The sequence below is a fragment of the Mesorhizobium sp. KACC 23794 genome (assembly GCF_052180275.1).
In the GTDB taxonomy this organism is placed as follows: Bacteria; Pseudomonadota; Alphaproteobacteria; order Rhizobiales; family Rhizobiaceae; genus Kumtagia.
Genome location: NZ_CP197465.1, coordinates 1,177,008 through 1,190,932, shown reverse-complemented (window position 1 = coordinate 1,190,932; position 13,925 = coordinate 1,177,008). Strand labels below are relative to the sequence as shown.

Sequence of the window (13,925 nt, the reverse complement as noted above, 5' to 3'; positions counted from 1 at the left end):
TTCGGGAGAAAGAGAATGAAATTGCGTCTTGCAGCAACGATCGGCGCGATGGCCGCGCTCGCTCTTTCGGCTTCTGCGGCATTCGCGCAGGAAACGCTGAAATGGGCGCATGTCTATGAGACGTCCGAGCCGTTCCACACGGAGTCGGTATGGGCCGGCGAGGAAATCGCCAAGCGCACCAACGGCCGCTACAAGATCGAGGTCTATCCCGCCTCGCAGCTCGGCAAGGAAGCCGACATCAACCAGGGCCTGACGCTCGGCACCGTCGACATCATCATCTCGGGCTCCAGCTTCGCCGCCAAGGAGTTGCCGCGCATGGGGGTTACCTACTATCCCTTCACCTTCCGCGATGCGGACCATCTCATCGCCTACACCAAGAGCGACAAATACAAGGAACTGGCGGCCGCCTATGAGGAGAAGACCGGCCACCACATAACGGCGACCAGCTATTACGGCACCCGCCAGACCACTTCCAACCGGCCGATCGCCAAATGCGCAGACATGGCCGGACTGAAGATGCGCGTGCCGGACGTACCGGCTTATCTCGCCATGCCGCGCGCCTGCGGCGCCAACACCGCGCCGATCGCGTTTGCCGAAGTCTACCTGGCGCTGCAGAACGGCACGGTCGAGGCGCAGGAAAACCCGCTGACCACGATCGAGGCGAAGAAGTTCTTCGAAGTCCAGAAGAATATCGTGCTGACCGGACATATCGTCGACCATCTCAACACCATCATCTCGCAGACGCGCTGGTCGAGCCTTTCCGACGAGGACAAGGCGATCTTCACCGAAGTCCTGCAGGAAGCCGCCAAGCGCACCACCGACAAGATCGTGGCGCGCGAGAAGGAACTTGTGCAGGTGTTCAAGGATCGCGGCCTGACGGTGACCGAGGTCGACAAGGAGGACTTCAAGAAGAATGTCGCCGAGAAGGTGACATTCGAGGAGTTCGGCTACGAGAAGGCCGACTGGGACGCCATCCAGGCGATCAACTGATCCCTGCTCTCCGTGCCGGAGCATAAGGGCTTCGGCACGTTCCGTCCGCCGGCTGCCTCGCGGCAGCCGGCGAGGAGATTTTTGCCAGTTGGCGAGGCCGCAATGAGCCGTGAAGAGCATCATACGCAGATCACCGCCGAAGAACTGGCGCACGCCTTCGAGGAAGAGGCGGCGCCCATCGACCTGTCCCACCACGGTTTCGAGGACTGGGTGACGCTTGCCGTGTTCTGGGGCATGGTGGTCTGCGTCTTCCTGCAGTTCTTCACCCGCTACGCGCTGAACAACAGCCTCGCCTGGACCGAAGAGATCGCCATCAACGCGCTGATCGTCGTGGTTTTCCTGGGGGCTGCGATGTGCGTGCGCACCACGCGGCACATCCATGTCGACGTGCTCTACCACTATCTGTCGCCGCGCGCCGGACGCGCCCTCGCGCTGACCGTCGACGCCATCCGCGTAATTTTCTTTGGCTACGCGGTCTGGCTGATGTGGCGTTATGTGCGGATCGTCGTGCATGAGCGCATGACGACCGTCAACCTGCCCAGAAGCTGGTTCTTCTGGCTGGTGTTCGCCGGCTTCCTGCTGATGTTCCTGCGCTCCGTTCAGGTCGCCATCGCCAATTACCGCCGCGGCTACTCCGTCCTGGAGCGCCCGGGCGAATTCGACACCCCGGGAGCCTGACCCATGCTGCTACTCGTCGGCGGTTTCCTCCTCCTGATGATCATGGGCGTACCCGTGGCGGTGTCCATGGCGGTCGCTTCGGTCGCCTATCTGCTGATCTACGGCGTCGCGCCGGACCTCATCGCCGCGCAGCGCATGATTGCCGGCGTCGAGAGCTTTCCTTTGCTCGCCGTGCCGTTCTTCATCCTGGCCGGCAATTTGATGAACATAGCCGGCGTGACAGGGCGCATCTATACCTTCGCCCTGGCGCTGGTCGGCTGGATGAAGGGCGGGCTGGCGCAGGTCAACATCATCGGCTCGGTGATCTTTTCCGGCATGTCGGGCACCGCGCTGGCGGACGCCGCCGGCATCGGCACTATCGAGATCAAGGCGATGAAGGACCACGGCTATCCCGTCGAGGCGGCCGTTGGCGTCACCGCCGCCTCCGCCACGCTCGGACCGATCTTCCCGCCGTCGCTGCCCTTCGTCATCTATGGCATGATGGCCAACGTCTCGATCGGCGCGCTGTTCATGGCCGGCATCCTGCCCGGCGTGGTCATGACGCTGCTGATGATGCTGACCGTGGCGATCTTCGCCTACCGCAAGGGCTGGGGATCGGACACGCCGTTCTCAATGGCGAAGCTCGGCGAAGCGAGCCTCGAAATCGTCGTCGTCCTCGGTTTCCCGGTGCTGGTCTACCTGCTGGTGCTGGCCGGCCTGTCCATCAATGCAGCGGTCGGCGTAGCGCTGGTCGTGCTGGTGGCGGCCGACTGGTATTTCGACTTCTCCGCCGTCATGGCGCTGATGACGCCGGTCATCCTGATCGGCGGCATGACCATGGGCTGGTTCACGCCGACGGAAGCCGCCATGGCCGCCGTCATCTGGTCGCTGTTCCTCGGCCTGGTGCGCTACCGCACGATGACGTTGAAAGCGCTGGCCAAGGCCAGCTTCGACACGATCGAGACGACGGCCTCGGTGCTGTTCATCGTCACGGCGGCGTCGATCTTCGCCTGGTTGCTCACCGTAAGCCAGTCGGCGCAGGTGTTCTCGACCTTCATCTTCGCGCTGACCGAGAACAAATGGGTGTTCCTGATCCTGGTCAACATATTGATGCTGATCGTCGGCTGTTTCCTCGACACGATCGCGGCGATCACCATCCTCGTCCCGATCCTGCTGCCGGTGGCTGCCATCTACGGCGTCGATCCCGTGCATTTCGGGCTGATCATGACGCTCAACCTGATGATCGGCCTCCTCCATCCGCCGCTCGGCATGGTGCTGTTCGTGCTGTCGCGGGTGGCGAAACTCTCGGTCGAGCGCACCACCATGGCGATCCTGCCCTGGCTGGTGCCGCTGCTGGTGGCGCTGCTGCTCATCACCTTCATTCCGGCTATAACACTGTGGCTGCCGCAGCAGATGGGACTGATCCGATGAGCGCCACCGCAATCGCCGCGACCCTGTTCGCTCCGGAGGATCTGCGCGTCGTAGAGCGCGACCTCGGACCGCTCCCGCAGGGCATGGTGCGGGTAAAGTTCGGGGCGGGCGGCATCTGCGGCTCGGACATGCATTATTTCCGCCATGCCCGCACCGGCGATTTTGTCGTGACCTCGCCGCTGATCCTAGGCCACGAGGTTGCCGGCGAGGTCGTCGAGATCGCCGGCGATGCGCCGGGGTTGACGGTTGGCGACCACGTCGCCGTCAACCCCTCGCGCTGGTGCGGGCATTGCGCGCGTTGCCGCGAGGGCCGGCCGAACCTCTGCGAGAACATTTATTTCATGGGCTCGGCGTCGAAGACGCCGCATATGCAGGGCGGTTTCGCCAGCCTGTTCGACGCCATCCCCGCGCAATGCGTGAAGGTGCCGAAAGACCTTGCGCTTTCTTCCGCGGCACTTGCCGAGCCGCTTGCGGTAGCGCTGCATGCTGTCGCGCGCGCTGGCGATGTTGCGGGCCGGCACGTGGCATTGTTTGGGGCTGGGCCGATCGGCCTGCTGGTCATGCTCGCCGCGCGCCTGGCCGGGGCCGGGCAGATCACCATGATCGACATCGCCGCAGCGCCGCTGGCTTTCGCCAAGGCGCTCGGCGCCGACCGGGTGGTCGACATCAGCGTCGGCGCCGGCCCGCTGGAGGAGGCGGCGGCCACGGACCCGGTCGACGCGGCGTTCGAGATTTCCGGCACGCCGGCGGGCCTTGGTTCGGCGATCCGCACGGCGCGGCGCGGCGGTACGGTGGTGCTGGTCGGTAATCTTCCCGGCGGCGACGTGCCGGCGCCGGCTAATGCGATGATGGCCAAGGAACTGGACGTGAGGGGGACCTTCCGCTTCGGCGAGGAATTTTCGCGTGCCGTCGAACTGATCGTGTCGGGCGCCGTCGATGTCGCGAGGCTGGTCACGGCCAGACGGCCGCTACGTGATGCGCCAGACGCTTTCCGGCTGGCGCTCGACCGTAGCCGCAGCGTAAAGGTCGTTCTCACGGCGGACTGACTGGGGTCCGTCGTCGGCCTGGGACGGAACATCTAGCCTTGAATTTTTCCCCTACCGGCAACGCGGCGGCGCGGCTCGGCATCCTGCTGATGCTTGCCGGCTCCCTGCTGTTCACGCTCAACGACACGCTCGGCAAATGGCTGGTGTCGACCTACTCGGTCGGCCAATTGCTGCTGATCCGCAGCGTGGCGGCGCTGATCGTGCTTAGCCCCTTCCTGTGGCGCAGCGGACTGACCCCGCTGTTCAAGGTCGAGCGGCCCGGCATGCAGGTGCTGCGCGTCATCCTGTCGTCGGCCGAGGCCTATGCCTTCTATTTCGCCGTCGTCTACCTGCCGCTCGCCGACGCCATGACCTATTGGCTGGCGGCGCCGATCTATGTGGCTGCGATGTCGCCCTTCCTGCTCGGCGAAAAGGTCGGCTGGCGGCGCTGGTCAGCGATCTTCCTCGGCTTCTGCGGCGTGGTGATCGCGCTGGAACCGTCCTCCGCAACGCTGACGCCGGCAGCGATCATTTCGATCTTCGGCAGCCTCGCCTTCTCCTTCCTGCTGATTTCCGGCCGCGCGCTGCGCGGCACGCCGGATGTCACGCTGGTGTTCTGGCAGATGGTGTCGGCCGCCGTGCTCGGCGCGTTGACGGCGCCGTTCGACTGGGTGACGCCGAGCCCGCTGGAGTTCTCCCTGCTCGGCCTGCTCGGCGTGGTGGCGATGATCGCGCATGTCTGCATCAACCGCTCGCTCAAGCTCGCCGACGCGGCGACGGTGGTTCCTTTCCAGTACACGCAACTGTTCTGGGCGATTGTCTTCGGCTGGATCGTGTTCGGCGACGTGCCGCGCCTGAACATGCTGGTCGGCGCCGCGATCATCGTGGCGGCCGGCCTGTTCATCTTCTTCCGCGAGCATCAGCTGAAGAAGCCCGTGCCGGAAGTGATGGAGATTTAGCGACTGGTAGGAGAATCGTAATTATCTTGTCGTTCCCAAGGCGTCCCAAGGATTGATCAGGGAGACGCCGGTATCTTGGAAATCGGCGACGTTGCGCGTTACGAGAAGCAGGTCATGCACGATTGCGGTTGCTGCAATGAGGCAGTCGGCTTCTCCGCGTGTGCGCAATGCCGAAATGCGGCCCCATTCCAATGCGACCGCTTCGTCGACGCCCAGCACCCGCTGTCCAAACTCTCCTCGAATTGCCGCGAACCATGATGCCAAGTGACGAGCCGCCTCGGCATCCTTGCGCTGCTTCATTTCAATTCCGCGCCTGATCTCGCCAAGCGTCATAACGCTGAGCCAAGACGTCCCTCGTTGTTGTGCCGAAAGCCACTGAACTGCGGGGGCATCCTTCTTTCGAAGCGCGGAAACGACATTGGTATCGAGAAGAAACATGCGTCAGAAGTCGATATCTCGACCCGGCGACTTGTTGCGCCGATTGACGTCCTCGACGAACTCGTCGTCCCAGATCGGCCCATCAGCCAACAGAAACTCCTCCAGCGACGGCTTGCCAGAGGTGAGCCTCTCATACTCTTCCGCCGACAGAACCACCGCGGTCGGCTTGCCGCGCAACGTCACGGTCTGCGGTCCTTCCGTGCGCGCCTTCTGGACCACTTTCGAGAAATTGTTCTTCGCGTCCTGCAGATGCCAGTTCATTTTCGTCACCGAGCCAACCTGGCTAGCATATAGCATGGCGGGGGCCTTCGTTCAAAAAACCAGTCACCGCGTCCCGAAAATCGCCGAGCCGACGCGCACGCTTGTCGCGCCGAAGGCGACCGCGATTTCGTAGTCGCTGGACATGCCCATCGACAGCTTTTCCACACCGGCCTCACGCGCCAGCTTTTCCAGCAGCGCGAAGTGCGGGCCGGGGTTTTCCTCGACCGGCGGGATGCACATCAGGCCGTCGATGGCGAGTCCATGGACCTCGCGGCAGCGCGTGACGAAAGCGACGGCCTCGCGCGGCTCGATGCCAGCCTTTTGCGGCTCCGAGCCGGTGTTGACCTGCACGTAGAGCTTTGGCGCCTTTCCTTGCCTGGCAATCTCCTTGGCCAGTTCGGCGGCGATCTTCTCGCGGTCGACCGTCTCGATGACGTCGAACAGCGCCACCGCCTCCTTCGCCTTGTTGGATTGCAGCGGGCCGATGAGATGCAGCTCCAGGTCCGGCCGGTCTTGCCTCAGCGCCGGCCATTTGCCTTGCGCTTCCTGCACGCGGTTCTCGCCGAACACACGCTGCCCGGCAGCGATGACCGGGCGAATATCGGCTGCGTCGAAGGTTTTCGAGACGGCGACCAGCGTGACGCTGCCGGCCGCGCGCCTTGCCTCGCACTCGGCCGCCGCGATTTTCGCTTTCACTTCAGCCAGCCGGGAAACTGCGTCGCTCATGCCTCACCCCAAGGAGAAACGGATTCAAGTTAAACGTGGCTTTTCACTTTTAAGGGGAAAAAATTTGACGCCTCCGGCAAACCATGGTGAAGGTCCGCCGAACCCATTTCGCCCGTCTTATCCAGTGAATTCCCGATAATGGCAACCGAACGATACAATCCGCGCGCATCCGAGCCCAAATGGCAAAAAGCCTGGGACGCGGCAAAGCTCTTCGAGACGAAGAACGACGACCCGCGCGAAAAATACTACGTGCTGGAGATGTTCCCCTACCCGTCCGGGCGCATCCATATGGGCCATGTGCGCAACTACACCATGGGCGACGTGGTGGCGCGTTTCCAGCGGGCCAACGGCAAGAACGTGCTGCACCCGATGGGCTGGGATGCGTTCGGCCTGCCGGCCGAGAACGCGGCGCGCGACAACAAGGTGAACCCGCGCGACTGGACCTACGCCAACATCGAGACGATGAAGGGCCAGTTGAAGACGATGGGCCTGTCGCTGGACTGGGCGCGCGAGATCGCCACTTGCGATCCGTCCTATTACAAGCACCAGCAAAAGCTGTTCCTGGATTTCTGGAAGGCCGGGCTGGTCGAGCGCCGGTCGGCCAAGGTCAACTGGGACCCGGTCGACATGACCGTGCTGGCCAACGAGCAGGTGATCGACGGCAAGGGCTGGCGTTCCGGCGCGCCGGTCGAGCAGCGCGACCTGACGCAGTGGTTCTTCAAGATCACCTCGATGTCGCAGGACCTGCTGGACAGCCTCGACACGCTGGACCGCTGGCCGGACAAGGTCAAGCTGATGCAGGCCAACTGGATCGGCCGCTCGGAGGGCCTGCTGATCCGCTGGCCGCTGGCCAAGGGCACGGCGCCCGCCGGCGAGAACGAGTTGGAGGTCTATACGACCCGTCCGGACACGATCTTTGGCGCCTCCTTCATGGCGATCGCCGCCGACCATCCGCTTGCGAAGAAGGCTGCGGAGAACAATCCAAAACTGGCCGCCTTCATGGAGGAGGTGCGGCGCGTGGGGACGTCGGTGGCAGCACTCGAGACCGCCGAGAAGAAGGGTTTCGACACCGGCATCCGCGTCGTGCATCCGTTCGACGAGAGTTGGACACTGCCCATCTATGTCGCCAATTTCGTGCTGATGGATTATGGCACGGGCGCGATCTTCGGCTGCCCGTCGGGCGACCAGCGCGACCTCGACTTCGCCAACAAATATGGCCTGCCGGTGGTGCCGGTGGTGATGCCGGAAGGCGCCGACGAAAAGACCTTCCAGGTCACCGAGGAAGCCTATGTCGACGACGGCGTGATGATCAATTCGCGCTTCCTCGACGGCATGAAGCCGAAGCAGGCTTTTGACGACGTCGCCGACCGGCTGGGTGAGATCTCGATCGGCAACCGGCCGATGGGCGAGCGAAAGGTGCAGTTCCGGCTACGCGACTGGCTGATCTCGCGCCAGCGGTACTGGGGCTGCCCGATCCCGGTCATCCATTGCGACGATTGCGGCTCGCTGCCGGTGCCCGACAGCGCGCTGCCGATCGTGCTGCCCGACCATGTGAGCTTCGACAGACCGGGCAATCCGCTCGACCATCATGCGACGTGGAAACACGCGACCTGCCCGCACTGCGGCAGGGCGGCGCGGCGCGACACCGACACGATGGACACGTTCGTCGATTCGTCCTGGTATTTTGCCCGCTTCACCGATCCGTGGAACGAGACGGCGCCCACCACCTTGCCGGTGGTCGACGGGAAAAAAGGCTGGCTGCCGGTCAACCAGTATATCGGCGGCATCGAGCACGCGATCCTGCACCTGCTCTATTCGCGCTTCTACGTGCGCGCCATGCAGGCGACCGGGCACATCAACGAGGTGAAGGAGCCTTTCGAAGGCCTGTTCACGCAAGGGATGGTCGTGCACGAGACCTATCGCCTGCCGGAAGGCTGGATCACACCGGCCGAAGTGAAGATCGAGGAGATCGACGGCGTCCGCCGCGCCACCTTGCTGAAGGACGGCGCCCCGGTCGAGATCGGCGCGATCGAGAAGATGTCGAAATCGCGGAAGAACGTCGTCGATCCCGATGACATCATCGCCAGCTACGGCGCCGACACCGCGCGCTGGTTCATGCTGTCGGATTCGCCGCCGGAGCGCGACGTGATCTGGACGGAAGCCGGCGTCGAGGGCGCGCACCGTTTCGTGCAGCGCGTCTGGCGGCTGGTGTCGGAGGCGGCGCCGGCTATTGCCGGAATTGCCCCGGCGAGCGCATCCGATGGCGAGGCCGGCATATTGTCGAAGACCGCGCACAAGACGCTGAAGTCGGTCGGCGAGGATATCGGCAAGCTCGGCTTCAACAAGGCCGTCGCGCGCGTCTATGACCTGACGAACAAAATCAGTTCCTTCGTCGGATCGACGCTGGGTTCCGGCGAGGATGGCGCGACCGATGGGTCGGCCAGACTGGCTTCGACGGAAGCTGCCGCCTTGCGAGAGGCGGTGGAATTCCTCCTGTCCATGATTGCGCCAATGATGCCGCACCTGGCCGAGGAATGCTGGGCCGCGCTCGGCGGCAGAGGCCTGATCGCGGAGCGCCCGTGGCCGGTCTTCGACCCGGCGCTGACGGTGGACAATGAGATCGTCTATCCGGTGCAGGTCAACGGCAAGAAACGCGGCGACTTGACGATTGCGCGCGACGCGGATCAAGCTGCGGTCGAGAAGGCGGCGCTTGCGCTCGATGTCGTCCAGAAGGCGCTCGAGGGCAGAGAGCCGCGCAAGGTGATCGTGGTGCCGCAAAGGATCGTCAATGTCGTTGCCTGATCGCCGTTCCGCCGCCCTTCGCCGCCTCGGCGTCGCCGCCCTGCTCGCTGTGGCCACGCTGGCCTCGGCCTGCACCGTGCGGCCGCTCTATTCGGACGCCAGCATCGAGACCGGCGCCGTGCCGGGCGCGGCCGAGGGGCTGCGGCAGATCTCGATCGAAGCGGTCAACACCCGCTACGGGCAGCAGTTGCGCAACGATCTGATCTTCCTGTTCAACGGCGGCGCCGGACAACCGGCGCAGGCGAAATACCGGATGGCGCTCGCCGCTTCGGTGCTGGTGCTCGACGAGGCGGTGGTGGAGGTGGACAATGACGGCCGCCCGACGGCCGCCACCTTGCACATGACGGGCAGCTACGTGCTGACCGAGATCGCGACCGGCAAGCCCGTCGCCCGCGGGTCGCGCTCCATACCGGCCTCCTACGACCAGCCGGCCCAGGAATTCGCCAATGTGCGGGCGCGCCGCGACGCCGAGGACCGCGCGGCACGCGAACTCGCCGAACTGCTGCGGCTGGACATAGCGCAGAAGCTGTCGAAGCTGAAGGCCGCCTGATCCCGACGGCCCCAGGCATCGACCTCAGCCCGTTGCCTTGAGGTGATCGAGGCGACGGCGGGCTTGTCGCCGGCGAAGACGTTCGATGCCTTGCGGCGTGTCGACTATGTCGGGATAATCGTCAAAAGATGGTGGTGGCGAGCCTGTTCTGCAGCTGATACCGCCGGACATTCCCCATCGGATCGAGTTCAGGGCCACCGCCTCCGTTACGACCCGCCCTCACCCGGCGTCCGCAGCCGCCTCCACCAGGAATGCATGCACATAGTCGGAAAACGACCGCCAGCACTCGACGCGGAACGCATCCTCGCCGGTACGCAGCAGCACGATCTCGACTTTTCCGAGAATGGTGCGCGAGCACGCTCCCACCGGAAAGGCTTCGAGCGACAGATCCTGCGGGCAGCCCGCATTCAGTGTTGCTTCGGCGCCCGCGCCGGAAACCGAGAACGCGACGTTGCGGTGCGACACCCCGACCGCCGAATGCAGCGCCTTGACCCCCGCGCAATCGGCCAGCGGGTCGCCGGTCTGGTCGATCACCAGCCATTCGTCCGGCCCGAGCCACAGCGCGGTGCGCGGGCCCGACGAGGCCGAGGTCTTCGGCTTCACCGGCAGGTCGAGGCCGAGCGCCTTGGACAGCGACGCCACCGAAGCGACCGGGGCGCGGAGCGAGATGCGTTCGGCCGGCGGCAGGACCGACAGGCGAACGCCGCCCGAAAGCGCTTCGCGTCCGGCGAGCGCCGGCCGGCGGGCGACGCCTGCTGCGGATTTGGCAGCCTTAGCCATTGAGGCGCTCTCCCTTCGGATCGTAGAACACCATGCCCGTCACCTCGACCTCGATCGTCCCGTCCGGCATCGGCACGAACAGCGTCTCGCCATGCCGCGACTTGCCGTCGACGACCAGCCCCAGCGCGATCGAATGGCCGCAATTCTCCGACCAGTAGCTGGAGGTGACGTGACCGATCATCGTCATCGGCACTTTTTGCGCCGGGTCGGCAACGATCTGCGCACCCTCCTCCAGCACGATTTTCGGATCCTTCGTCTTCAACCCGACCAGTTGCTTTCGCCCCGGCGCGACGAGATCCGGCCGCGTCAGGCCGCGTATGCCGACGAAATCCTTCTTCTTCTTGCCGACCGCCCAGTCGACGCTCGCGTCGGCCGGCGTCACCGTGCCGTCCGTGTCCTGGCCGACGATGATGTAGCCTTTTTCGGCACGCAGAATGTGCATCGCCTCGGTGCCGTAGGCGCAGGCTCCATGCTTCTGCCCTTCAGCCCAAAGCGCCTCCCACACCGCCTCGCCAAAATCGGCAGGCACATTGACCTCGAACCCGCGGTCGCCGGTGAACGACATGCGGAACAGCCGCGTCGGCACGCCGCAGATCTTTCCCTCACGCACCGACATATGCGGAAACGCCTCGTCGGACATGTCGATGCCCTCGACCAGCGGCTCGATGATTTTTCGCGAATTCGGCCCCTGCACCGCGATGACCGCCCATTGCTCGGAGATCGAGGTGAGCCAGACATTGAGATGCGGGAACTCCGTCTGGAGATAATCCTCCATCATGTTCATCACCCGGGCCGCGCCGCCGGTCGTGGTGGTCACGTGGAACCGGTCCGGCGCCAGCCGCCCGACCACGCCGTCGTCATAGATGAACCCGTCCTCCCGCAGCATGATGCCGTAGCGGCAGCGCCCCGCATCCAGCTTCTCCCACGGGTTGGTGTAGAGCAGCTCCATGAATTTCGCCGCGTCCGGACCGACCACCTCGATCTTGCCGAGCGTCGAGGCGTCGAACAGGCCGGCTGCCTGCCGAACCGTCACGCATTCGCGGTTGACGGCGGCGTGCATGTCTTCGCCGGCCTTCGGAAAATACCAGGCGCGCTTCCACTGCCCGACATCCTCGAACACCGCGCCGTTGCGCTCCGCCCAGGGGTGGATCGCCGTGCACCGCGTCGGGTCGAACAGTTTTCCCTTGGCGTGGCCGACGATCGAGCCGAACGTCACCGGCGTATAGGGCGCGCGGAACGTCGTCAGCCCCACCTCGGGGATCGGCTTGCCCAGCGTCTCGGCGGCGATCGCCAGGCCGTGCATGTTCGAGGTCTTGCCCTGGTCGGTCGCCATGCCGTTGGTGGTGAAGCGCTTCACATGCTCGATCGAGCGCATGCCTTCATGCACCGCCTGGCGGATGTCCTTGGCCGTCACGTCGTTCTGGAAGTCGATGAAGGCTTTCACCGTCGTGCCGTCGCCGGCGCCCGGCCCGCTGCCCAGCATCGATCCCGCCCAGTTCTCGCCGGCATCCACCTTGATCTTCCCGGCCTTGGCCCCCTTGGCGCCTGAATCTTTCGCCGCCTTCTCGCCTGCCGAAACCGCCTCCGCGATCGTCGCCTCCAGCCCGTCCGTGCCGTTGCAGGCGCCCACCGACACGCAGTCCTGAGCATAGGTTCCCGGCAGGAAGCGTTTGGTCGCCTCGTCGAACGCCACTTTTCCGCGCGATTGCGAGAACAGGTGCACCGAAGGCGTCCAGCCCGACGAGGTCAGCAGCGCATCGATGGCCACCGTTCGCCCGCTGCCGCCAGTTTTCGGCTCGATCGTCATGGAGGAGACGCGCAGTTTTCCCCCCACCTTGGTCACGGCGCGGCCGTGGTTTATCTCGATGCCGAGCGCCCGCGCCGCGTCCACCGCCGGGCCACCCGGATTGTCGCGCAGATCGACGATCGCCGCGATACCGACGCCGGTCTTCTTCAGGTCGATCGCTGCGTAATAGGCGGAATCATTAGCCGTATAAACACCGACATTCTTGCCCACCGCCACGCCGTAATGGTTGAGGTAGGCCCGCCCCGCCGAGGCCAGCATCACGCCCGGCCGGTCGTTGTCGGCGAACACCATGTGCCGCTCGATCGCGCCCGTGGCGAGCACAACGCGCTTCGCCCGGATCTGCCACAGCCGCTCGCGGGCGACCGCCTTGTCGGGTTTTGCCAGATGGTCGGTCAGCCGCTCGACCAGCCCGACGATGTTCTGTGCGTAGTAGCCGAACGCCGTCGTGCGCGGCAGCAACCGCACATTGTCCATCGCCGCGAGCTTTTCGATGCTCGCCCGCGCCCAGGTCCAGCCATCCACGCCGTCGATCGCAGCGCCGGCCTCGTAGCGCAGAGCGCCGCCGAACTCCGCCTGCTCGTCGGCGAGGATGACGCGCACCCCGCTCTCCGCCGCGGCAAGCGCCGCAGCGATGCCGGCAGCCCCGCCGCCCAGCACCAGCACCTCGCAATGGCCGAAGCGCGAGGCATAGTGGTCCGGGTCCGGCTGGTCCGGCGCCACGCCGAGGCCCGCCGCCGCGCGAATTTTCGGCTCGTACAGATTCTTCCACGCCGCCTTCGGCCACATGAAGGTCTTGTAGTAGAAACCCGCCGAAAACAGCGGCGAGGCGAGGTCATTGACCGCGCCCACATCGAAAGTCAGCGACGGCCAGCGGTTCTGCGAATGCGCAGTCAGCCCGTCGTAAAGCTCCTGAACGGTCGCCCGCACATTCGGCGTCTTGCGCGCCGCATCGCGCTCGACCGACACCAGCGCGTTCGGCTCCTCCGCCCCGGCGGAAAGAATGCCACGCGGCCGGTGGTATTTGAACGAGCGGCCGGCGAGATGCACGCCATTGGCCAGCAGCGCCGAAGCCAGCGTGTCACCGGCGAGACCGGCGAAATGCTTGCCATCAAAGGTAAAGCGCGCAGTTTTCGCGGGCGTCAGCCGGCCCGCGCCGGCAATGCGGAAGGGCTGGGTCACTTGGACACCTCCGCCGAAATCTCAGGCTTCTTCTCGCCCGCTCTGTACGTCATCAAAAACCTGTCGGTCACCGTGTTGCGCACCGCGTTGAAGAAGCGGCCGCAGCCATGCACATGCCGCCAGCGCTCGAACACGACGCCCTTCGGATTGGAGCGGATGAAGAAGAACTTTTCGAACTCCTCGTCGGAAATCGCGGCGATGTCGGGCGAGCGCGCGACATGCGCCTCGCCGGCGTGCCGGAATTCGAGTTCCGGGCGCTCTTCCTCGCAATAGGGGCAGCGGATGAGAAGCATGGTCCTGTCAGCCTTTGGGCGATCGGG

Annotated in this window: 13 protein-coding genes; 7 read left to right on the top strand and 6 right to left on the bottom strand. The window is 64.8% G+C overall.

What is annotated here, in order from left to right; translation table 11 throughout:
* Positions 1-15 precede the first annotated feature (15 nt).
* The 5 genes from ACSBOB_RS06000 to ACSBOB_RS05980 all read left to right on the top strand — a co-directional run bounded on the left by ACSBOB_RS06000 (position 16) and on the right by ACSBOB_RS05980 (position 5,062).
* Positions 16-990 carry a sialic acid TRAP transporter substrate-binding protein SiaP gene (locus ACSBOB_RS06000; RefSeq protein WP_442581544.1) on the top strand — a complete coding sequence of 325 codons (975 nt, stop codon included), beginning with the start codon at positions 16-18 and terminating at the stop codon, positions 988-990.
* 102 nt (positions 991-1,092) lie between these two features.
* Positions 1,093-1,668, top strand: a complete 576-nt coding sequence (locus ACSBOB_RS05995) for a TRAP transporter small permease (RefSeq protein WP_442581543.1) — start codon at positions 1,093-1,095, stop codon at positions 1,666-1,668.
* Positions 1,669-1,671: 3 nt separating this feature from the next.
* Positions 1,672-3,078 (top strand): TRAP transporter large permease, encoded by a 1,407-nt coding sequence (locus tag ACSBOB_RS05990; protein ID WP_442581542.1) that lies wholly within the window; start codon positions 1,672-1,674, stop codon positions 3,076-3,078.
* Positions 3,075-4,124 carry an L-idonate 5-dehydrogenase gene (locus ACSBOB_RS05985; RefSeq protein ID WP_442581541.1) on the top strand — a complete coding sequence of 350 codons (1,050 nt, stop codon included), beginning with the start codon at positions 3,075-3,077 and terminating at the stop codon, positions 4,122-4,124. The genes ACSBOB_RS05990 and ACSBOB_RS05985 overlap by 4 nt, the downstream gene beginning before the upstream one ends.
* 38 nt (positions 4,125-4,162) lie before the next feature.
* On the top strand, positions 4,163-5,062 hold the full coding sequence (locus tag ACSBOB_RS05980; protein ID WP_442581540.1) for a DMT family transporter: 900 nt from the start codon (positions 4,163-4,165) through the stop codon (positions 5,060-5,062).
* Between the two features lie 21 nt (positions 5,063-5,083).
* Here ACSBOB_RS05980 and ACSBOB_RS05975 read toward each other — a convergent pair whose 3' ends face one another.
* From ACSBOB_RS05975 to ACSBOB_RS05965, 3 genes are all read right to left on the bottom strand, one after another.
* Positions 5,084-5,500, bottom strand: a complete 417-nt coding sequence (locus ACSBOB_RS05975; protein WP_442581539.1) for a type II toxin-antitoxin system VapC family toxin — start codon at positions 5,498-5,500, stop codon at positions 5,084-5,086.
* Positions 5,501-5,503: 3 nt separating this feature from the next.
* Positions 5,504-5,761, bottom strand: a complete 258-nt coding sequence (locus ACSBOB_RS05970) for a type II toxin-antitoxin system Phd/YefM family antitoxin (RefSeq protein WP_442581538.1) — start codon at positions 5,759-5,761, stop codon at positions 5,504-5,506.
* Between the two features lie 63 nt (positions 5,762-5,824).
* Positions 5,825-6,487: a YggS family pyridoxal phosphate-dependent enzyme gene (locus ACSBOB_RS05965; protein ID WP_442581537.1), complete on the bottom strand. Its 663-nt coding sequence runs from the start codon at positions 6,485-6,487 to the stop codon at positions 5,825-5,827.
* A gap of 138 nt (positions 6,488-6,625) precedes the next feature.
* Here ACSBOB_RS05965 and leuS point away from each other — a divergent pair, with 138 nt between their 5' ends.
* On the top strand, positions 6,626-9,289 hold the full coding sequence (leuS, locus tag ACSBOB_RS05960; protein WP_442581536.1) for a leucine--tRNA ligase: 2,664 nt from the start codon (positions 6,626-6,628) through the stop codon (positions 9,287-9,289).
* Entirely contained in the window at positions 9,276-9,839 is a 564-nt protein-coding gene (gene lptE / locus ACSBOB_RS05955) for an LPS assembly lipoprotein LptE (protein ID WP_442581535.1), read from the top strand. The genes leuS and lptE overlap by 14 nt, the downstream gene beginning before the upstream one ends.
* A 219-nt stretch (positions 9,840-10,058) precedes the next feature.
* Here the strand turns inward: lptE and ACSBOB_RS05950 are convergent, their stop codons facing one another.
* The 3 genes from ACSBOB_RS05950 to ACSBOB_RS05940 are packed head-to-tail and all read right to left on the bottom strand — an operon-like array spanning position 10,059 to position 13,898.
* The gene (locus ACSBOB_RS05950) at positions 10,059-10,619 is read right to left on the bottom strand and encodes a sarcosine oxidase subunit gamma (protein WP_442581534.1); all 561 of its coding nucleotides are present in this window, start codon (positions 10,617-10,619) and stop codon (positions 10,059-10,061) included.
* Positions 10,612-13,605 (bottom strand): sarcosine oxidase subunit alpha, encoded by a 2,994-nt coding sequence (locus ACSBOB_RS05945; RefSeq protein WP_442581533.1) that lies wholly within the window; start codon positions 13,603-13,605, stop codon positions 10,612-10,614. Before ACSBOB_RS05945 ends, ACSBOB_RS05950 begins: the two co-directional genes overlap by 8 nt.
* Complete coding sequence (locus ACSBOB_RS05940; protein ID WP_442581532.1) at positions 13,602-13,898, bottom strand: sarcosine oxidase subunit delta; 297 nt, start codon at positions 13,896-13,898, stop codon at positions 13,602-13,604. The genes ACSBOB_RS05945 and ACSBOB_RS05940 overlap by 4 nt, the downstream gene beginning before the upstream one ends.
* Positions 13,899-13,925 lie beyond the last annotated feature (27 nt).